Source organism: Kineococcus sp. GCM10028916 (assembly GCF_042674865.1).
Taxonomy (GTDB): domain Bacteria; phylum Actinomycetota; class Actinomycetes; order Actinomycetales; family Kineococcaceae; genus Kineococcus.
Window position 1 is genome coordinate 385,404 of sequence record NZ_JBHTFM010000016.1, and the last position, 20,523, is coordinate 405,926.

The window sequence follows — 20,523 nt, forward strand, 5'->3', positions numbered from 1 at the left end:
CGTCGTCCCCGACACCGCCGTGGTGTCGGTGTCCTCGGACTTCTTCGCCCTGCTCGACGCCTTCCCACCCGCGAACGGGTGGGTGTGAGGAGAACCATGACCACCAGGAACCAGGTCCTCGACGCCGCCCGCGACGTCGCGAACCACCTCGCCCTCGACGCGCTCGAGCGTGACCGGGCGAACGCCGAACCGTTCGCCGAGGCCGAACTGCTGCGCAAGGCGGGTCTGCCGAACGTGCTGCTGCCCGCGACGATCGGCGGTGCGGGGCTGCCGTGGTCGGTCGCGCTCGAGGTGGTCCGCGAGATCGCCCGTGCCGACGGGTCGATCGCGCAACTGCTCGCCTACCACTACGTCAACGCGCACAACCTCGTCTGGGTCGCCGACGACGCGGGCCGGCGCCGCTGGGGTGTGCCCACGGCCGAGAACCAGTGGTTGTGGGGCGACTCGGTGAACCCCGTCGACCCGGACCTGCAGCTCGTCCGCGACGGGGACGGGTACCGGTTGCGGGGCACGAAGAACTTCTCCACCGGCGCGAGCGTCGGTGACGTCACGGTGGTGGGTGGCCTGACCGACACCGGGGAGGACCTGCTGGTCGTCGTCCCCCGCGAGGCCGAGGGTTTCGTCAAGGGTGGTGACTGGGACAACCTCGGTCAGCGGTTGTCCGCGTCGGGTTCGGTGCGCTTCGACGACGTCCGCGTCGACCCCGACGCGGTCCTGGGCTCGGCGTCGACGAGCGGGGCGTTCGGGTCGCTGGTCACGCCCGCGATCCAGGCCGCGTTCGGGCACTTCTACCTCGGGGTCACCCGGGGGGCCTTGGAGGCCGCCGCGGAGTACACCCGCACGTCGTCACGGCCGTGGTTGCTCTCCGACGTGCAGAAGGCCGTCGAGGACCCCTACGTGCTCGCCACCTACGGGCGACTCGTGGCCCGGCTGCGGGCGGCGGAGGCCCTGGGCCGCAGCGTCGGTGAGTCGCTGTCGCAGGCGCACGAACGCGGCGGGGACCTGACCTGGGCCGAACGCGGCGAGGTCGCGGAGGAGATCGCGGCCCTCAAGGTCGTGTCCTCCGACCTGGCCCTGGAGGCGACCTCCGCGATCTTCGAGGTGACCGGGGCCCGGGCGTCGTCGAACCGGTTCGGGTTCGACCGGTTCTGGCGCAACGTCCGCACCCACACCCTGCACGACCCCGTGCAGTACAAGGCCCGCGAGGTCGGCGACCACTTCCTCACCGGCGCCCACCCGGCCTTCTCGCTCTACACCTGACGCCTCTCCCCCGCGGAAACGACACTTTCCGCCCTCGAACGCCTCCTCGGAGGGCGGAAAGTGTTGTTTCCGCCCTCCGGGTGGGGTGTCAGGGGGTGTGGCGCAGCAGCACCGCACCGTGCGGTGCGAGCACGACGGGGATCGCGGTGCTGCCGGGCGCGACGCCGCGGGTCGAGTCCTCCTGCGCCGTCACCGGGACCGTCGGGACGGGTGTCCCCGTCCACAACTCCTCGACGGTGCCGAGTCGCGCGGGCAGGTCGACGTTCTGGCTGTCGAGGGCGACCTCGAGGGGCTCCGAACCCAGGTTGAACGCGGCGACGTAGCCGACGCCCTCCCCCTGCGACGTCCAGAGCACCAGCGGTCCCTCCCGGAACACCTCGCGGTTCCCCGTGGAGGACAGGACGGCGAGCACGTCGGGGTTGGTGAACAACGCGATCGTCGCCGGATCCGAGGTCGGCAGGTCACCGCCGATCATCAACGGCGACCGGGCCACCACCCACAACGTCATGAGGGTCCTGCGTTCGGCCGGCGTCAACCGGTCGTGCCGGGGTTCCCCGCGTTCGGCGCGGATCCCCACCCGACCGAGCGGGAGCATGTCGCCGTCCGGCCACCCCTGCGGCCCCGCGTGCGGAGCCCAGCGCGCGAACCGGGCGAAGTTCGCCTCGACGTCCTCCCACCGGTCCCAGAGGTCGTCGCAGATCCGCCACATCGTGGCGTGCTCGCGCAGGTGTCCCAACCGCGACAAGGAGAGGTCACGTCCGGGCGACAGGCTGAGTTCCATCGGACGCCCGCAGCGCCGGATGGCGGCGGCGAAGGCCTCGATGTCGACGGCCTGGTAGGGCCAGAGCATGTCGTCGACCTTGAGGAAGTCGACGCCCCACTGCGCGTAGAGGGTCAGGACCGAGTCGTAGTAGGCCTGAGCGCCCAGGTTCGTGTGGTCGAGGCCGAACATGTCGGGGTTCCACTCGCACACGTTGGTCCGGTCGGCCACCTCGTCCACCCCGGGCGCCGAGCGCGGGATCCCGCGCATGACGTGGATCCCGAACTTCAGGCCGAGGGCGTGCACCTGCTCGGCCAGCGGAGCGAACCCCTTCCCGCCCGCGGCGGACGGGAAGCGGCCCGGGTCCGGCACCAGCCGGCCGAGCTCGTCGAGGCAGAGCGGGGCCCCGTCGTTGTACCCGTGCGCGCGGGCCGTCGGGTCCGACCAGTCGATGTCGACGACGACGGTGTCCCAGCCGAACTCCAGGAGGTGCTCGGCCATGAAGCGGGCGTTGGCGAGCACCTCCTCCTCGGTCACGGTCGTGCCGTAGCAGTCCCAGCTGTTCCAGCCCATCGGTGGACGGCTCACGGGCGCAGGGCCTCCGGCAGCCGGTCCGCGTGCGCGGCGAGCAGTTCGTCGGTCATGGCCCGGATCTGCTCCAGCGTCAGCAGCGCCGCGGTCAGCGGGTCCATCGCGACCGCGTGGTGGACGTTCTCGACGTCGCCGGTGAGCGCGGCGCGGACGGCGAGGGTCTGCACGTTGACGTTGGTCCGGTTCAGCGCCGCCAGCTGCAGCGGCAGTTCCCCGATGGCCGTCGGCTGCACCCCGTTCTCGTCGACGAGGCAGGGGACCTCGACGCACGCGTCGGCGGGCAGGTTGGAGATCACGCCGGTGGCGTTGGGGACGTTGCCGTAGACGACGCTGGGGACACCGGTGACGACGGAGTTCACGATCGACGCGCCGTACTCGACGCTCGGGGCGAGGTCGGCCTTGAGCTTCTCGAGCTGGGTGTCGATGTCGCCCTGGTCGTCGTGGTTGACGCAGATCTCGTAGTAGTCCCAGCGCTCGGGGATGTACTCGCGGATCATCTCCGCGTTCTTGCGGAAGTACGGCAGGTACTCCGAGGCGTGGTGGCTGGACTCGGTCTCGAAGTAGCCGAACGAGTTCATGATGGTCGTGCGCACCTGCTCGTTGCCACCCTCGTAGGTGCTGGCGGAGGCGGCGGCCTCGCTGTGGTCGCCGTCGTCGCCGGCGAGTTCGGCGGCCGCCCGGCCGACGACGTGCTTCTGGTTCATCACCTCGCGCAGTCGCGGGTAGAGGTCCTCGGTGCCGTGGCGGAACCTCAGGATCCAGGCCTGGTGGTTGATGCCGGCCGAGAGGAAGTTCACCTCGTCGTAGGGGACGCCGAGGGTGCGGGCCAGCATGCGGGTCGTGCCCTGGACGCTGTGGCAGAGGCCCACGGTCTTCAGGCCCTGGGCGTTGAGGTACGCGGTGGCCATCGCCATCGGGTTCGCGTAGTTGATGAACACCGCGTCCGGGCAGACCTCGCGCGCGTCGGCGGCGATCGCCGCGTAGGCGGGGACCGACCGCAGGAAGCGGAACACCCCGCCCGGCCCGACGGTGTCACCGACGGTCTGGTCGATGCCGTACCTGCGCGGGATGAGGACGTCGTGCTCGTAGGACTCCACGCCCCCGACCTGGAAGGTGATGATGACGAAGTCGGCACCGTCGAGGGCGGTCCGGCGGTCGGTCGTCTCGACGACCTCGGTGTCGAACCCGTGGTGGGCGACGAGTTTGCGTGCCGCGTCGGCGACGGGGGCCAGCTTGTCGGGGTTCACGTCCATCAGGCACAACTGCGCCGAACGCAGGGCCGGGAAGCTCACGAGGTCGCCGATGAGACGGAAGGGGAAGACGAAACCACCAGCGCCGATGATGGTGATCTTGGGTCGCTGCGTCGAGGACATGGCTCGATCCTAGGCTGCGGACCGGTCGACGGCCTTCAAGAAGTCACCGCAGTGGTTCCAGGATCCTCAGCTACGCTCAGGTCTGTGAACACCCCGGACGTCCAGGAACCAGCCCTCTGGGTGCACCGGGGCTCCGCACCACCGATGCGGGAGTTCCACCGTCACGACGACCTGGAGATCAACGTCGCCCTGCGGGGATCGCTGGAGTACCTCCTGGGGGGTGAGCGGGTGCTCGTCCCCGAAGGGCACACCGCCCTGTTCTGGGCCGCGGCACCCCACCGGTTGATCGGGACGGATCGACCGCGGGAGAGCGACATCTGCTGGATCCACCTGCCCCTCGCGGCGGCCCTGCGCTGGTCGCTGCCCGAGGCCTTCTCGACCGTCGTCATGTCCCACGGCACCGTCGTCGTACCGACGGCCGCCGTCGGGACGCACGTCGAGGCGCAGTTCGAGACCTGGCGGCGGGACCTCGAGGCCGGGACGGACACGGCCATGCTCCTGCTCGAGGCGAACGCGTTGGTGCTGAGGATCCTGGGACACCGGGAACCGGTCCCCACCCCCGCCCCCCGGCCACGGTCCGCACTGCGCCCCGTCGCGCTGATGGCCCGCTACACCGCCGAGAACTTCCGGGAGGCGATCTCCCCCGCCGACATCGCCCGGGCGGCGAACCTCAACCCGAACTACGCGACGACGTTGTTCCGGCGCTCCACCGGCGTCACCCTGGGCGACCAACTGCTGCGTCACCGCATCGCCGAGGCGCAGCGACTGCTGCTGACGACCTCCCTGACGACGGCCGCCGTCGCGCACGCCGCGGGTTTCGGCTCGGGGAGCAGCCTGTACGCGCACTTCGCGCGCGCCTGCGGCTGCTCCCCCGGCGCTTACCGCGCCACCCGCGCCGTCACTTCGTCGGTTTCTCCGTGAAGAGCGCGTCGAGCTTGGTGTTGGCGGCGGTGAGGCTCGACACGTCCGCACCGGCCATAACGTTGTCCATCGCCGAACTCATGATGCTCTGGATCTCGGCGCCCTGGAGGACGGCCGGGTACGGGAACGTCGTACCCTGATCGATCTGGTCGGTGAAGGCGCTGATGTCGAAGCCCGTCTTGCTCAGCGCGGCCGTCGAGGTCTCGACGGTGTCGGCGATGGCCGGCATGACGACCCCGGCCTGCGCGACCACGGACTGGCAGTCCTCCGACGCGAGGTAGCGGACCCACTTCCACGCCGCGCCCTTGACCTTCGAGGAAGTCGAGATCGAGTCGGCGAGGGAGTTCTGCATGGCCGCCCGCTTGCCGTCCGGTCCGACCGGAGTGGGCGCCAGCTGCAGGTGCACACCTTCCAGCGCCCCGTAGTTCGCCGTGTTCCAGGACCCCTCAGTCACCATGGCGTAGCGACCGGCCTGCATCTGCTGGTCGGGCGAGCCACCCTCGGTGAAGGCCAGCGGGGGCATGTAGCCCTTGTCGATGAGGCCCTTCCACCAGGCGTAGGTGGCCTGGAAGCGGGGGTCGTCGTAGTTGAACTCCGTCCCCCAGGCCTTCTTGTCCATGTACGTCCACCCGGTCGTCATGGCCAGGTAGGACCACTCGACCTGACCGAAGGGCGCCCCGGAGGACCCCAGGCCGAGGCCGTAGGTCTTGACCTTGGACTTGTCGAAACCGGGTTCGTCGCCGCGGACCCCGTTCTCGTCCACGGTGAGGTGGGCGATGGTCTTCTCGTAGGTCCCCCCGTCGTCGGGGTTCCAGGTCAGGTTCTTCATCTGGTCCGTGGTGACCCCGGCGGCCTCGGTCATGTCCTCGTTGTAGAAGATGCCGACGGTGTCGAAGTCCTTGGGCAGGCCGTACCGCTTGCCGTCCGGACCGAGCCACAGGTCCGTCGTCCCGGCGACGTAGTCATCGAGGTCGACGTCCGAGGCGGCGACCTGGTCGTCGATGGGCACGATCAGCCCGCGCTCGGCGAACTCGCCGTAGCGCGAGGTGTGGTCGGCGAACACGTCGGGGGCGGAGTTGCCCACGAAACCGGTGAACAGCTTGTTCCAGTAGTCGTCCCACCCGAACTGCTCGATCTTGATGTCGATGTCGGGGTTCTGGGCCTGGAAGTCGGCGGCGCACTGCTGGTACGCGGGCAGCTGGGCCGACTCCCACAGCCAGTAGTTGACCGTTCCGGTCTCGGCGTCGGCGCCCGGGTCGACCCCGTAGCTGCCGCAGGCGGACAGCAGGAGGGCGGCACCGGCGAAGGCGATGGCGCTGCGGATCCTCTTCTTCGAAGTCACGGTCTGGTTCCTCACTTGATGCCCGAGAAGCCGATGGAGTTGACGACCTTCCGGCTGAACACGGCGAACAGGACGATGACGGGCAGGGCGGCCAGCAACGTCGCGGCCATCAGACCCGCCCAGTCCGGAGCCCCCTGCGGGGTCTGGGACTTGAAGATGCCGAGCGCGACCTGCAGGGTGCGGTGCGCCGGGTCGCTGGCCACCAGCAGCGGCCAGAAGTATTCGCCCCAGGCCTGGATGTACTGCAGGATCGTCAGCGTCACCAGCGGCCCGGAGGCCATCGGCAGGATGACCCGGGTGAACCGGCCGATCGCGCCGGCGCCGTCGAGGCGGGCGGCCTCCTCGACCTCCTTCGGGATCCCCAGGAAGAACTGACGGAGGAAGAAGATGGCGAACGGGGTCATGAAGAAGAACGGCAGGATGATCGCCGCATAGCTGTTGAGCAGACCGAGGTTGCGCATGAGCAGGAAGTTCGGCAGCTGGGTGAAGATCGGCGGGACCATGAGCGCGGTGAGGAAGAGGAAGAAGACCGCGTTGCGCCCCGGCCACTTCAACCGCGAGAACGCGTAGGCGGCCATCGCGCCGAAGAAGACCTGGCCCGCGGTGATGAACGTCGACACGATGACGGAGTTCAGCAGGTTCCGGCCCAGGTTGACCGAGGCGCCCGACCCGGCCTGCGCCTGCGCCTCGGCCGTCGAGGCGAGCCCGAGGACGCGCTTGAACGCGCCGAAGGTCGACTCGACCGGGAGCAGGTTGGAGGGTTCGGTCGCGAGGTAGGCGCCGTTGGAGAACGCGGTGCGCAGCATCCAGTAGAACGGGAAGAGCGTCACCGCCATGATCAGGCCGAGCAGGACCCAGGCGAGGATCCGCCCGGGACTGCGCCGGCCGCGGCGGGCGGGGGTGGGTGGGGAGACCGCGAGGGCCTCGTCGAACGTCGTTGCGGTGGTGGCCATGACCGGTGTCGCCTCCTGGTAGCTGCGGGGTCGCTCAGGCGACGTCGGACTCGTCGGCGCGCATCAGCCGGAGCTGGACGAACGCGACGACGGCGAGGATGAGGAAGAGCACGACGGAGACCGCCGAGGCGTAGCCGAACCGGTAGCGCTGGAAGGCCAGGTCGAAGATGTAGTACTGGATGACCCGCGTCGCGTCGGCCGGTCCGCCCGAGGTGGTGACCGCTACGGTGTCGAAGGCCTGGAACGACCCGATGACGGTGATGACCAGCACCAGGGCGAGGATCGGGCGCAGCAGCGGCAGGGTGATGCGCCAGAACATCTTCCACTCCGACGCGCCGTCGACGCGGCCGGCCTCGTAGACGTCGCCGGGGATCATCAGCATCCCGGCGAAGAGCAGCAGCGCGGTGTAACCGAGGTGGCGCCAGGTGTTGACCAGGGCGATGGTGGGGATGGCCCAGTTCTGGTCACCGAAGAACGGGACGGCGTCCAGACCCAGCCAGCCGAGGACCTGGTTGGTGATGCCGATCTGCGCGTCCAGCATCCAGTAGAAGACGAGCGCGACGACGACGTTGGAGATCAGGTAGGGCAGCACGACGATGCTGCGCACCAGGATGGACCGCGTCAACCGGTGCAGCAGGACCGCCAGCAGCAGGGCCAGCACGGTCTGGGTGACGATGTTGATGAGGACGTACTCGACGGTCACCTTCATGGCGTTCCAGAAGGTGGCGTCGGAGAAGACCTCGCGGTAGTTGTCCAGACCCACGAACACCGGGGCGTTGAACACGTCAAAGCGGGTGAAGCTCAGGTAGAAGCCGCGCAGGGTGGGCCAGAGGTAGAAGACGACGAACCCGAGCAGTGCGGGGGCGATGAAGGCGAGGGCCGTCCAGCGCTCCCGGGGACCGCCGTTGACGTCGGGGCGCAGGCCGGTGCCGCCCAGGGAGGGCTTCGCGTTCCGGGTGCGAGCGGCTCTGCTCGTGGTGGCCATGGGTCAGACCCCTTCGAGGGGAGCGGGTGGGCCGAGCGGGGTGGGATGCACTGTGTCTCCGTGGTCACGTCGTCGTGGGGCCAGGCTGTGATCGTGCACCGAGTTCTACGGCAAAACTCAGCGAACCGTCAACAAGCTGTGCAGAGCCGACCCAGACCGTGATCGCACCGCAACCTGAGCGACTGCCTTCCGTCGCGATAGTCGACTACGGTGCATCCGTTCTCCTGCCTGTTCTCCCGACCGGTGCGAAGGTGGTCTCGTGACCTTGGACCCCGGTGTCGTCCAGCCGCAGTCGGCCTGGACCCCGCTGACGGGCGCGGCCCACAGCATCGCCCTCGAGGTCCTGCTGGACGGCCCGCTGACCCGCAGCGAACTGGCCCGACGCCTGGAGCTGTCGGCGGGCAGCCTGACCCGCCTCTCCAAGCCCCTGCTGGACTCGGGACTGCTCGTGGAGAGCCGCGACGTCTGCGACCCGGTGTCCGGGCGGCTCACCCGTCCCCTGGACGTCGACGCGTCGACGCACCGCTTCGTCGGGGTCAAGCTCACGGCGGACACGGCCTACGCGGTCCTGACGACGCTGCGGGCGGGGGTCGTCGCGACCCGTGAGGCGGTGCTCGTCGACCGGGAGCCGGCCGCGGTCGTCGCGGTCGTCGCGGACCTGGTGCGCCAGCTCGCCCGGACGGACCCGGGAGAGGTGCGCGCCGTGGGCGTCGGCCTCGGCGGCCGGATCGTCGCCGACGGCACCGTCGACAGCGCGCGCTACCTGGGGTGGGAGGACGTCCCGTTCGGGGCGGCCCTCGAAGCCGAACTCGGGTTGCCCGTCGTCGTCGACAACGACGTCATGTCGCTGACCCGGGCGGAGCAGTGGTTCGGGACCGCCGACCGCTGCGACCACTTCGCCGTCGTGGTGGTCGGGGTCGGGATCGGGTACGGGCTCGTCGTGGGCGGTCGGGTGATCGACCGTCCCGACGCCGGCGTCGGGCTCCTGGGCCACCACCCCCTCGACCCGCACGGACCGTTGTGCCCGGAGGGCCACGCCGGGTGCGCGGACGCCGTGCTGACCACCGGCGCCCTGACGAGCAGGGCCGGACTGGCGATGCGCCGGGAGATCACCGTCGAGGAACTCCTCGACCTCGCGGACGCCGGAGAACCGTTGGCCCGCAGGGTCGTCGACGACGCGGCCAGGGCACTGGGGGTTCTGGTGGCGGCGGTGGGGAACTTCACCATGCCCGAGAGGATCGTCATCTCGGGCGAGAACGCACGCCTCGCCGAGGTCGGCCGGGCCGCCCTGCACGACGGGATCGCTCAGGGTCGCAGCCGGATGGCCTCGGAACTCGTGGTCGACGTCCAGCTCACGGGTTTCGCGGAGTGGGCCCGGGGTGCGGCCGTGACCGCGATCCGGACGTTCGTCCTCGGCTCACGCCGCTGACGGACGTCCGGACCGCAGCCTTCAGACCACCGGTTCGAAGGTGAGCACGAACCGCGTCGGCTGCGCCTGGAGCCGGTAGGCCGGCAGCGCACCCGGTCCGCAGGAACCCGTCCCGATCCCCTGCTGGGCCTGGTCGAGGTGCAACCAGATCCGGCCCTCGTCGTCCAGCGCCGAGGTGTGCGTCGCGGCGTCGAGGGTCTCGGTGCTCCACGGCCGCACCGTCACCCCGATCGTGGGTTCCGCGCGGACCCGCAGACCCGAACCGTCGGCGGCGGTCAGGACCGCCCACCGCACGTCGGCCCGCTGGCCGTTCTCCTGCGGACGGACGTAGGGGGTCTGCAACTCCTCCACCGACCGCGAGAACCTCCCGGTCCACGTCGCCGACCCGGTGTCCGGGTACGCCTCGCCGGGACCACGGCCGAACCAGTCCAACCGCCGCAGCGTGCGCGGCAGCGCCAACCGGATCCCCAGCCGCGGCAACGGGACCGACAACCCACCCGGGGTCTCGGGGGTCACGTCGACCTCGAGCCGGACGGCTCCCCCGACGTCGCTCCACCGCCAGGTCGTCGCGAACCCCGTGTCGGTGCCCGCCGGAGCGGAACGCCCGGTCACGACGACGTCGCGCTCGGACACGGCGACGGACCCCGTCCGGTGCCGCAGCCGGTGCAGACCCAGGGTGCGCCAGGTGGGTTCCAGGGGTTCCCCGTGCTCACCGCGGTCGTTGTCGGTGGGGGCGCGCCACACCGACAGTTCGAGGGTCTCCACGGGGAGCCCGCCCAGGGCCCGCAACGTCCCGGTCCGGGCGTCGAGGACGGCCGGACCGACCAGCAGGTCCGGTCCCCGGCGGACCGGGGCGATCGCGACCGGGGTCTTCGGGAGCGCGGCCTCCACCAGCTGCACCTGTCCCCGGCCCAGCACGTGACCCGCCGGCGCCCAGCCGGTCTCCTCCGCCAGCTCGGCGACGACGGTGAACCAGCGTTCACCCACGGCCGGGGGGAGCTGCAGGACCTCCGCGGGGAGGTCGAGCAACACCGAGGCGCGCGGGGCCAGGTCGGGGGTGGGCAGGTCGCCGTGGGCGACCTCGATGCCCTCGTCGGCGACGCTCCACCGCAGGCGGACGTGGGCGAGGTCGACCACGTCGTAGTGGTTGGTCAACCGCAGCCGCGTCCCCTCGGGTCGCAACCGCACCTGGGCGATCACGGCGGCGTAGTCGAGCAGCCCCGGGGACGGGGTGCGGTCGGGGAAGACCAGACCGTCGGCGACGAAGGCGCCGTCGTGCAGGGGTTCCCCGAAGTCGCCGCCGTAGGCGAAGCGCTCCCGGCCGTCCGGACCCTGCTGGCGCAGACCGTGGTCGATCCACTCCCAGACGAAACCGCCCATGCACCGCTCGGAGCTCTCGAAGAGGTCCTGGTACTCGACGAGCCCGCCCGGGCCGTTGCCCATGGCGTGGGCGTACTCGCACTGCACGAAGGGCATGGCCCGTCGTCGGGCGTCCGCCTCCGCGTCCGGCAGGGCCTCCTCGCTCCGGGTGGCGATGTCGGCGACCTCGGCGTGGCTCGCGTACATGCGGGAGTAGACGTCGGCGTAGGGGACGGCCCAGTCGTGTTCGTAGTGCACCAGCCGGGACGGGTCGCGGTCCTTCGTCCAGGCCGACATGGCGGCCAGGTTCTGCCCGGTCCCGCTCTCGTTGCCCAGCGACCAGAGCACGACGCTCGCGTGGTTCTTGTCCCGCTCGACGGTGCGCCGCATCCGGTCCAGCAGGGCCTCGCGCCAGCGCGGGTCGTCGGAGGGGTTGTCCCGCCAGTCCAGCAGCCAGAAGCCGTGGGTCTCCAGGTCGCACTCGTCGACGACCCAGAGACCGTGCTCGTCGCACAGGTCCAGGAACGCGGGGTGGGGCGGGTAGTGGCTGGTGCGGACGGCGTTCACGTTGTGCTGCTTCATGAGCAGGACGTCGGCCAGCATCTCGGCCTTGGTGACGGCGCGTCCGCGGTCGGCGGAGACCTCGTGGCGGTTCACCCCGCGCAGCTTGACCGGGGCGCCGTTGACCGTGAAGACGCCGTCGAGCACGGCGACGGTGCGGAAGCCGATGCGCAGCCGGACCCGCTCCCCCGCCGAGACGACCTCGGCGGCGTAGAGCCGGGGCACCTCCGCGGACCAGGGCTCGACGCGCTCGAGGGTGACGTCCTCGTTCGTGGCGACGTCGACGCCCAGTTCGGGCACGAGCAGCCGCGCCGGCGAGGGGGTGTCGACCCGCAGCGTCCCCGCGCCCGTGGTGTGGTCGTAACCGGCGTGGACGAAGACGTCCTCGACGCCGTCGAGGGGACGGGCCAGGAGGGTGACGTCGCGGAAGATCCCCGACAGCCACCACATGTCCTGGTCCTCGACGTAGCTCGCCGCGGACCACTGGTGCACCCGCACCGCGAGGACGTGCTCGTCGGTGCCGGCCAGGGCGTCGGTGACGTCGAACTCCACCGGGAGGCGGGACCCGACGGAGCGGCCGACCTCGGTCCCGTCGACCCACGCGGTGAACGCGGAGTCGACCCCCTCGAAGCGCAGGACCACGCGGGGGTCGCCGGCGGTGAACCCGTCGGGCAGCACGAAGGTGCGTCGGTGGTCACCGGTCGGGTTCTCGTCGGGCACGAAGGGCGGCTCGACGGGGAACGGGTAGACGATGTTCGTGTAGGCCGGTTCACCCCAGCCCTGCAGCTGCCAGTGCCCGGGAACGGTGATCTCGTCCCAGGCCGCGTCGTCCAGCGCCGGGTCGGCGAGGTCGGCCGGGGTGTCGGCGCGCTCGGCGTAGCGGAACCGCCAGCCGCCGTTCAGCGACAGCGTGGGTACGTCGGAGCGCACCCACGCCCGCGCGGGGAGGTTCCCCCGCGCGGGCGTGAAGTCCTCGAACCAGTGGCTCATCCCTTGGTGGCTCCCAGCGTCAGACCGGAGACGAACTGCTTCTGCAGTGCGAAGAACACGACGAGCACCGGCAGCGCGACCAGCACCGAGCCGGCCGACAGCAGGTTGTAGTCGGTGAAGAACTGGCCCTTGAGGTTGTTCAGCGAGCTGGTGATCGGGAACTTGTCCCCCGACTGCAGCAGCACCGTCGCCCAGAAGAACTCGTTGTAGATCCAGGTGATCTCGAGCACCGCCAGGGCCGCGAGGGCCGGGCGGCACAGCGGCAGGGTGATCTGCCAGTACTGCTTGAAGACGCTCAGGCCGTCGACCTGGGCGGCTTCGTAGAGCTCGTAGGGCAGCGTCTTCATGTAGTTGCTGAGCACGAAAGCGCAGAACCCCGTCTGGAACGCGGTGTTGACGATGATCAGCGCCCAGTAGCTGTCCAGCAGCGTCCCGGAGTAGCTGAACCAGTACGGGACCTGGATCGCCTTGAACAGGCGGAACAGCGGGATCAGCAGCGCCTGCGGCGGGAGCAGGTTCGCCGCGGTGAACAGCCCCAGCAGGGCCAGGTTGAACTTGAAGTTGAACCGGGCCACCACGAACGCGACCATCGAGGCCAGGAACAGCGCCAGCACCACGGAGGGCACCGTGATGATCACGGAGTTCAGGAAGTGCTGACCGAAGTCGCCCTGCTGCCAGGCGTTGGTGTAGTTGGCGAACGTGAAACCGCCGAAGGAGGCGTACCCGTTCGCCTGGGTGTACCCGTAGTCGCGGAAGGAGTTGAAGACCGCCCACAGCAACGGGAAGAGCCAGAGCACCGACGCGGCGATGAGGAAGACGTACAGCACGATCCGGGCCGGCGGCACCTTGTGCGGCACCTTCGGGACGTCCGCGGCCCGGCCGCGGACCCCGGGCACGGTGGTGGAGCTCATCGTTCTTCCTCTCGCATGACGACCGCCAGGTAGATGCTGATGAAGATCAGCGAGATCACCAGCATGATCGTCGCCAACGCCGAGCCGAAGCCGATGCGACTGGCCTCACCGACGATGTTCGCGGTGACCAGCGTGGCGATCAGTTCCAGCCCGTTGCGGCCCTGGTTGATGACCCACACGAGGTCGAAGGCGCGCAGGGACTCGATGACGGTGATGACGAGCACGATGACGTTGATGGGACGCATGACCGGGAAGACGATCCGGAAGAACGTCTGCACCTGGTTGGCGCCGTCCATCTGCGCCGCCTCCTTGAGCGAGGCGTCGACCCCCTTGAGGCCGGCCAAGTACAGCAGCATCACGTAGCCGACCTGCTTCCAGCAGGTCGCGAAGAGCGCTGCCCACAGGTTCCACTTCGGGTCGCCGTAGAAGTCGATCTGCGTCCCGAGGACCGCGTTGATGAGGCCCTGGTCCCGGGAGTACATGAGCTGCCAGATGAACCCGACCAGCGCCAGCGACAGCACGACCGGCAGGTACAGCGCGGTCTGGTAGAACCGGCTGCCCTTCAGGTCCTTGTCGATGAGGACCGCGAAGAGGATGCCCAGCGGGGTCGCCACCACGAACATCACGACGAGCCAGATCAGGTTGTGCTCGATCGCCGGCTTGAAGGGCGGGTAGTTCGTGAAGACGTTGGTGTAGTTCTCCACGCCGATGATCTTGACGTCGGCGAGCGACCCGATCCCGTTCCAGTTGGTGAAGGACAGGAAGACCGAGGAGATCGCGGGGAGCCAGATCAGGCCGACGACGATCAGGGTCGGGATCGCCACCATGAGGATGACGGCGATGCGGTCGAAGCCGCTGAGCCGCTTGACGCGCTGGTTCTTGCCGGTGCCGTGGTGCGACCCCGCAGTCGGCGCGGGGTGCGCCGTCTGCGGGGCGACGAGCGGCAGGTCGGGAGACGACACGGAACGCTCCTCAGGAGGTGAAGATGCTCTTCTTCTGGTTTTCGATCTGGGTGCACAGACCGTCGATGTCGTCCGGGTTCGAGATGAACGTCTGGAGCGACGGGATCATGACGGTGGAGGCGAAGTCGGGACGGGTGTCGCGGTCCATGAACTGCGAGATGGACTTCGCGTTGGCCACGAAGTCGGCGCACTTCTTCTGCAGCTCGGTGTAGTGAGCCTGGTCGGACTTCGTGTTCGCCGCGATGCCCGACGGGTCGTTCGTCGTCTGCACGACCCCGTCGTCGGGCGAGCCGAGGTACTCCAGGAGCTTCTTGGCGCCGGCCTCGTTGCGGGGCCGCTTCGACATCATGAAGCCGTCGATCGGAGCCTCGACCGCGTCGGCGCCGACGTTGGAGTCGACCTCCGGGAAGTTGAAGAAGTCGATGTCCTCCTGGTCGGCGTCCTCGAACTGCTGGCCGATGAAGGAGCCGATGACCATCATGCCGGAGGTCTTGTTGACGACACCGGTCGCCGCCTCCTGCCAGGTGCGGCCGAGGGAGTCGGGCTGCGAGTACTGCAGCAGGCCCTTCCAGGTGTCGAAGACCGTCTTGACCTTCTGGTCGGTCCAGGCTTCCTTGCCGGCCATCAGGTCGACGTGGAACTGGTAGCCGTTGATGCGCATGTTGAGCTGGTCGAAGGTGCCCATGGCCGGCCAGCCCTCCTTGTCCGCGAAGGCCAGCGGCACGAGGCCGTCGGTCTGCATCTTCTTGGACAGGGTGACCATCTCGTCCAGGGTCTCGGGGGCCGTGTAGCCCTTCTCCGCCCAGAGCGACTTGCGGTAGAAGACGGCCCACGGACCGTAGGTGGTCGGGACGAAGTACTGCTTGCCGTCCTCGCCGGTGGAGGCCTTCTTGAACGCGTCGGTGTAGTTCGCCCCGATCGTGCCCCAGACGTCGGTCAGGTCGGAGGCGAGGCCCTGGGCCGCGAAGAACTGCATGCGGTAGCCGGCGAACCAGGAGAAGACGTCGTCCGGGCTGCCCTGGAGGTAGTTGTTGATGTTGTTCTGGAAGGTCGTGTGGTCGACGGTGTTCAGCTTGATCTTGATGCCCTGCTTGGTCTGGGCGTCGGCGACCATGGCCTTCATCGTCTTGACGGGGACCTCGTCGGAGAAGTTCGAGCCGAGGGTGACGTCGCCGCCACCGCCACCGCCCCCGCCACCGGCGGCGTCGTTGCCGCCACCGCAGGCGGCGAGCAGGGCGGGGACACCGGCGGCGAGCAGCGAGCCACGCAGCATCGAGCGACGGCTGAAACCGTGGCGGCCGGCGGAGGCGGGCACGAGGCCCGCGAGGTACTCGGCTTCGGTGGTGGGGCGGTTCATCGCGACTCCTTCGTCGGCGTCCGGCGAGGGCCGGCTCTGCGCGTTTTCGCGTCGACCGGGAACACGGTCGACCACGTCAACAACTCTGGTCCCGAGGCCGCCCGCTGTCAAGCTGTTCGCGCAGAACCGAACGAACCTGTGACCTGTTGATGTTCGGGTCTGGTCGAAACCGGTGTCCGGAACTGCCTGTCGGCGTTGACTCCGGGACCCTCCGAGCCGCATGCTCGACGGGTCAAGGTCGACGGAACCACGCTCGCCGTGGGGTGGGGGTGTCCCGGTGGTAGTAGCTCGAAATCGACAGAAACTCATCCTCGAAGCGTTGCGCAGCAGCGGAAGCGTCCGCGTCTCCGACCTGGTGGGCCGCCTCGGCGTCTCGGACGTGACGATCCGCCGGGACATCACGGAACTGTCTCGACTGGGTCTCGCCGACCGTGTCCACGGGGGCGCAGCCCTTCCCGAGGGTTTCGGCGCGGAGTTCGGTTTCCCGACACGGGACACCGGGAGCCGACACCGGAAACGTTCGATCGGAGAACTCGCCGCGTCCCTGGTCCAGCCGGGTTCCTCGGTCGCCCTCTCGGCGGGTCCGGCGACGCTCGACGTCGCCGCCGCCCTGCAGAGCGTCCCCGGCCTGACGGTCGTGACGAACTCCCCGGCCGTGGCCCAGGTGCTCCACGAACCGTCCCGGCACGACCGCACCGTCATCCTCACCGGCGGGATGCGGAACGCAGCGGGCGCGCTGGTGGGACCGGTGGCGAACCGCAGTCTCGAACCCCTCCACGTCGACCTGTTGTTCCTGGACGTGCACGGGTTCAGCGCCGCGGAGGGACTGACGAGTTCGGAACTCGCCGAGGGCGAGACGAACCGCGCGCTCATCTCCGCCGCGGCCTGCACCGTGCTCGTCGCCGGCTCCGACCGCTGGGGCCTGGTGGGTCTGGCGACGATCGCGGGTCTGGACGAGGTGGACGTCCTGGTGAGCGACGACGGTCTGCCGCAGGTGGCCTGCACGGCCGTCAACGACCGCGGGGGGCAGGTTCTCCTCGCCCCGGGTGACGGTGGTGGGGCCGGCTGACCGGCCCCACCCGGCTCAGAGCCGCCGCGTGCGCACCAGCACCAACTGCTGGGGGTGCAACGCCGGCGCCGCGACACCGACGGCGGCGAGCGTCCGCCCGTTCATCCGCACCCCGCTGGCCAACCAGGGCAGGTCGGCCTCGCCCCGCACCGCGGGGGTGTCCCCCGGGGCCTGCGCGCTGACCTCGTACTGCGCGTCGGGCAGCAGTCCCGGCAACCGGACCCGGCCGGGGACCGAGGCGTCGGGGGTGCTCAGCTGCACCACCGCGAAGAGGGCGTCGGAACCGTCAGCGGCCACCGTCCCGTGCACCTGGAAGGAGGGGTCGTGGTCGTCGCAGCGCACCACGGTGCCGGTGTGCATCAGACCCCGGAGTTCCTTGTAGAGCGCGACCCAGCTCGCGAGTTCCGCGCGTTCCGCGGTTCCCATCCGGGTGATGTCGGTCTCGATGCCGAACGAGGCGAACAACGCCGTCCCCGCCCGGAACGACAGGTCCGAACTGCGGTGGGTCGTGTGCGACGGCGAGGCGCCGACGTGGGAACCGATGAGTTCCGGCGGGACGAGCTGGGTCGTCCAACGCTGGATCTGCTGCCGCTCCAGCGGGTCGATGCAGTCGCTGCCCCAGACCCGGTCGGTGTGCTCGAGGATCTCGAGGTCGACCCGCAACCCGCCCGAGGAGCAGGACTCGATCTCGACCCCGGGGTGCCTGGCCCGCAGTTCGTCCAGCAGCCGGTACACGGCGAGGGTCTGGACGTGCACGCCGGCGGCGCCGGAGGGTCCTGAACCGGCCTCGAGCAGGTCCCGGTTGTGGTCCCACTTGAAGTAGGCGATGTCGTACTCGGTGAGCAGCGCGTCGAGACGTTCCAGGACGTGGGCGAACGCCGCCGGGTTCCCGAGGTCGAGGACCTGCTGCTGACGCGACGGCAGCGGGGTGCGCCCACCCGTCTGCAGGACCCAGTCGGGGTGGGCCCGCACGAGGTCGGAGTCGGGGTTCACCATCTCGGGTTCGACCCAGAGGCCGAACTCCAGCCCCAGCGCCCGGACGCCGTCGACGAGCGGGTGCAGACCCTGCGGCCAGACGCCTTCGTCCACGTACCAGTCGCCGAGGCCGGCGTCGTCCCGGCGGCGGTGGCGGAACCAGCCGTCGTCGAGGACGTAGCGTTCCGCGCCGACCTCCGCGGCGGCCCGCGCCAGGGCCAGCAGCTTCTCGAGGTCGAGGTCGAAGTAGACGGCCTCCCACGTGTTCACGACGACCGGTCGCGGGGTCGAGGGGTGGTGCGGACGCGATCGCAGGTGCTGGTGGAACCGCGCCGCCATCCCGTCCAGCCCCTCGGCGGACCAGGCCCCGAACACCCACGGGGTGCGGTACTGCGCCCCCGGCGCCAGTCGGAGCTCACCGGGGAGCAGGAGTTCACCGGCCGCCAGCGTGGTCGTCCCGCTGGACAGCTTCTCCACGCTGCTGCGGTGGTTCCCGCTGAACGCGGTGTGGGTCGCCCAGACCTCCCCGTCGCGGAAGCCGAACCCCTGGGTCCCGACGGCGAGCACCAGGGGCGCGTCGGGACCGGTGCGGCCGCGGCGGTTCTCCCGCACGTGGGCGCCGAAGACCAGCGGACGCCGCTGCGGGATGCGTTCCTTCGCCCAGCGACCCGCCAGGTCGAAGATCTCGGTCGCGACCGGTGGGACGGGGAGCGCCAGGGCGAGGTCGGCGACCTCGTAGTCCCCTTCGCCCGTGTTCGTCAGCGTCGCGCGGTGGCGCAGCAACCCCGACGGGAGCAGTTCGAGCTCGAGGGTCAACGCCAGACCGGCCTCGGGGTCGGCGGTGTCGAGCACGAGGCGGCCACCGTCGGTCCGTTCCTCGACGAGGGCCCCGGTCGGGACGAACCGCGTGGACCACGCCGTGCCGGCGCGGTGACCGGACAGGCCGGGACGGCCGTTCCAGCCCCAGGCCTGCTCGGGCAGCAGCCGGGTGGGCTGCGGCACGTCCAGGTCGTTGTTGGCCCGGGCGGTCCGTCCGGAGGTGACGAGGTCGGCGAGAGCGGCCTCGGAGAGCTCACCGAGGTCGGCTCCCCAGTGCACCAGCGTCGGGGTGGAGGTGGCGTGCAGGTCCACGACGAGGCTCACCCCCGCCGCCCGCAGGTGCAGGACGCGGCCGAGCGCACCGGTGGTGGCCCCCGGGGTCGCGGGAGGGGTGCTGCGCTGGGGGTCGTGCGGTGAGGTCACAGGAACTCCGTCGGGCACGTCGGTGTGGCGGGACGGTGACACTTCTACGCTGAAAGCTCCACGGCGTCAATCACCCGTCCAGCGTGGCGACTCCTCGACGCAAGACCCTCGGGTAGGTTTCACTCCAACACTCACGACGACGAGAGGGCAGGACGTGGACGCACCGCCTCGCACCACCCCGTCCACGGTGTCCTGGACGCCTCTGACCGGGACCGCCCACAGCATCGCCCTCGAGGTCCTGCTCGACGGACCCCTGCCGCGCAGCGAGCTCGCCCGCCGCCTCGACCTCTCGGCCGGGACCCTGACCCGGCTGTCGAAACCCCTGCTCGACTCCGGGTTGCTGCAGGAGACCGGCAGCGCCTACGACCCCGTGACGGGGCGACCCACCCGCCCGATGGACGTCGACGAGCACTCCCACCTCTTCGTCGGGGTGAAGCTCACCGCCCGCACCGCGCACGCCGTCCTCACCTCGTTGCGGGCCACGGTGCTGGCCAGTGACGAGGCCGTCCTCGGCGACACCTCACCCGAGGCGGTGGTCGCCACCGTCGTCGGGCTCGTCCGGTCGCTGCTGGCCGAGCACGGGGCGAAGGCCTCCCTGCGGGCCGTGGGGGTGAGCCTCGGCGGTCTGGTCGGCGAGGGCGGGCACGTGCTGAACGCCAGCTTCCTCGGCTGGAAGGACGTCCCGCTGGGTCCCGTGCTGGAGGAGCAGCTCGGACTGCCCGTCGTCGTCGACAACGACCTGCTGTCCTTCACCCGCGCGGAGCAGTGGTTCGGGACGGCCCGACGGTGCCGGCACTTCGCGGTGCTGACGATCGGTGAGGGCCTCGGGTACGGCCTGGTCGTCCACGACGAGATCGTGGACCGACCCGACGCGGGCGTGGGGTTGCTCGGTCACTTCCCCCTGCTGCCCGGTGGGCCGCTGTGCCCGCTGGGGCACCAGGGCTGCGCCGACGCCCTGCTCACCGTCGCCGCCGTGGAGGCCCGGGCCGCGGCCGCGCTGCGTCGACCGGTCCGCTACGAGGAGGTCCTCGACCTCGCCGACGGCGGGGACCCGCTGGCCCGGCGCATCGTCGACGATTCCGCGCACGCCCTGGGGACGCTGGTCGCGGCGATCGGGAACCTCACCATGCCGGAGAAGCTGATCCTGTCCGGTGAGGGGATCCGCCTCGCCGTCGTCGGGCAGGACGCGCTGTGGGCGGGGATCCGCGAGCACCGCAGTCCCTTCGCCTCCCGGCTCGACATCGACGTCCAGCCCACGGGCTTCACCGAGTGGGCCCGCGGTGCGGCCGTCACCGCGATCCGCACGTTCGTCCTCGGCCACCGTCGCTGACCCTGCGACCGCAGCGGTGTGTCCCGTCGACCGAGGTCGGCTGGGCGGACGGGGTCGCGACGCCTACCCTGGAGCCGTGCGGACCGCGGGAGCGACGAACGGGCGACTGGTGCGCCGTCGCCACGTCGACCTGTGCCGCACCCACGGCGCCAC

15 protein-coding genes are annotated in these 20,523 nt (G+C 70.2%); 5 read left to right on the forward strand and 10 right to left on the reverse strand.

What is annotated here, in order from left to right; genetic code table 11:
* The first annotated feature begins 96 nt into the window (after positions 1–96).
* Positions 97–1,260 carry an acyl-CoA dehydrogenase family protein gene (locus tag ACFQ46_RS15625; protein WP_380260295.1) on the forward strand — a complete coding sequence of 388 codons (1,164 nt, stop codon included), beginning with the start codon at positions 97–99 and terminating at the stop codon, positions 1,258–1,260.
* Between the two features lie 88 nt (positions 1,261–1,348).
* On the opposite strand, the gene ACFQ46_RS15630 is transcribed toward ACFQ46_RS15625, so the two are convergent.
* Together ACFQ46_RS15630 and melA are read right to left on the reverse strand one after the other, a co-directional pair.
* Positions 1,349–2,593: an alpha-galactosidase gene (locus ACFQ46_RS15630; RefSeq protein WP_380260449.1), complete on the reverse strand. Its 1,245-nt coding sequence runs from the start codon at positions 2,591–2,593 to the stop codon at positions 1,349–1,351.
* 11 nt (positions 2,594–2,604) lie between these two features.
* Positions 2,605–3,984 carry an alpha-galactosidase gene (gene melA, locus ACFQ46_RS15635; protein ID WP_380260296.1) on the reverse strand — a complete coding sequence of 460 codons (1,380 nt, stop codon included), beginning with the start codon at positions 3,982–3,984 and terminating at the stop codon, positions 2,605–2,607.
* Between the two features lie 84 nt (positions 3,985–4,068).
* On the opposite strand from melA, the gene ACFQ46_RS15640 reads away from it, so the two are divergent.
* Positions 4,069–4,905 (forward strand): helix-turn-helix domain-containing protein, encoded by an 837-nt coding sequence (locus ACFQ46_RS15640; protein WP_380260297.1) that lies wholly within the window; start codon positions 4,069–4,071, stop codon positions 4,903–4,905.
* Here the strand turns inward: ACFQ46_RS15640 and ACFQ46_RS15645 are convergent.
* From ACFQ46_RS15645 to ACFQ46_RS15655, 3 genes are read right to left on the reverse strand one after another with little or no spacing between them, the layout of a single operon-like run.
* The gene (locus ACFQ46_RS15645) at positions 4,883–6,247 is read right to left on the reverse strand and encodes an ABC transporter substrate-binding protein (RefSeq protein WP_380260298.1); all 1,365 of its coding nucleotides are present in this window, start codon (positions 6,245–6,247) and stop codon (positions 4,883–4,885) included. The two genes, ACFQ46_RS15640 and ACFQ46_RS15645, sit on opposite strands and share 23 nt — an antisense overlap.
* Before the next feature lie 11 nt (positions 6,248–6,258).
* The gene (locus tag ACFQ46_RS15650; protein ID WP_380157351.1) at positions 6,259–7,200 is read right to left on the reverse strand and encodes a carbohydrate ABC transporter permease; all 942 of its coding nucleotides are present in this window, start codon (positions 7,198–7,200) and stop codon (positions 6,259–6,261) included.
* A gap of 34 nt (positions 7,201–7,234) precedes the next feature.
* Positions 7,235–8,185 (reverse strand): carbohydrate ABC transporter permease, encoded by a 951-nt coding sequence (locus ACFQ46_RS15655; RefSeq protein WP_380260299.1) that lies wholly within the window; start codon positions 8,183–8,185, stop codon positions 7,235–7,237.
* 259 nt (positions 8,186–8,444) lie between these two features.
* Between ACFQ46_RS15655 and ACFQ46_RS15660 the strand changes: the two genes are divergently transcribed.
* Positions 8,445–9,614, forward strand: a complete 1,170-nt coding sequence (locus tag ACFQ46_RS15660) for an ROK family protein (RefSeq protein WP_380260300.1) — start codon at positions 8,445–8,447, stop codon at positions 9,612–9,614.
* Between the two features lie 21 nt (positions 9,615–9,635).
* Here the strand turns inward: ACFQ46_RS15660 and ACFQ46_RS15665 are convergent, their stop codons facing one another.
* Genes ACFQ46_RS15665 through ACFQ46_RS15680 form a run of 4 tightly spaced genes read right to left on the reverse strand, consistent with a single transcriptional unit; the run spans position 9,636 to position 15,754 of the window.
* Positions 9,636–12,524, reverse strand: coding sequence for a glycoside hydrolase family 2 TIM barrel-domain containing protein (locus tag ACFQ46_RS15665; protein ID WP_380260301.1), 2,889 nt, complete (start codon positions 12,522–12,524; stop codon positions 9,636–9,638).
* A complete protein-coding gene (locus tag ACFQ46_RS15670; RefSeq protein WP_380260302.1) occupies positions 12,521–13,435 on the reverse strand; it encodes a carbohydrate ABC transporter permease in 915 nt (304 codons plus the stop codon). The genes ACFQ46_RS15665 and ACFQ46_RS15670 overlap by 4 nt, the downstream gene beginning before the upstream one ends.
* Positions 13,432–14,397 (reverse strand): carbohydrate ABC transporter permease, encoded by a 966-nt coding sequence (locus tag ACFQ46_RS15675; RefSeq protein ID WP_380260303.1) that lies wholly within the window; start codon positions 14,395–14,397, stop codon positions 13,432–13,434. The genes ACFQ46_RS15670 and ACFQ46_RS15675 overlap by 4 nt, the downstream gene beginning before the upstream one ends.
* A gap of 10 nt (positions 14,398–14,407) precedes the next feature.
* Positions 14,408–15,754 (reverse strand): ABC transporter substrate-binding protein, encoded by a 1,347-nt coding sequence (locus ACFQ46_RS15680; RefSeq protein ID WP_380260304.1) that lies wholly within the window; start codon positions 15,752–15,754, stop codon positions 14,408–14,410.
* A 220-nt stretch (positions 15,755–15,974) separates the two neighbouring features.
* Between ACFQ46_RS15680 and ACFQ46_RS15685 the strand changes: the two genes are divergently transcribed.
* Positions 15,975–16,823, forward strand: coding sequence for a DeoR/GlpR family DNA-binding transcription regulator (locus ACFQ46_RS15685; protein ID WP_380260305.1), 849 nt, complete (start codon positions 15,975–15,977; stop codon positions 16,821–16,823).
* Between the two features lie 15 nt (positions 16,824–16,838).
* Here the strand turns inward: ACFQ46_RS15685 and ACFQ46_RS15690 are convergent, their stop codons facing one another.
* Positions 16,839–19,040: an alpha-galactosidase gene (locus ACFQ46_RS15690; RefSeq protein WP_380260307.1), complete on the reverse strand. Its 2,202-nt coding sequence runs from the start codon at positions 19,038–19,040 to the stop codon at positions 16,839–16,841.
* Positions 19,041–19,227: 187 nt separating this feature from the next.
* On the opposite strand from ACFQ46_RS15690, the gene ACFQ46_RS15695 reads away from it, so the two are divergent.
* Positions 19,228–20,370: an ROK family protein gene (locus ACFQ46_RS15695; RefSeq protein ID WP_380260308.1), complete on the forward strand. Its 1,143-nt coding sequence runs from the start codon at positions 19,228–19,230 to the stop codon at positions 20,368–20,370.
* The last annotated feature ends 153 nt before the right edge of the window (positions 20,371–20,523 follow it).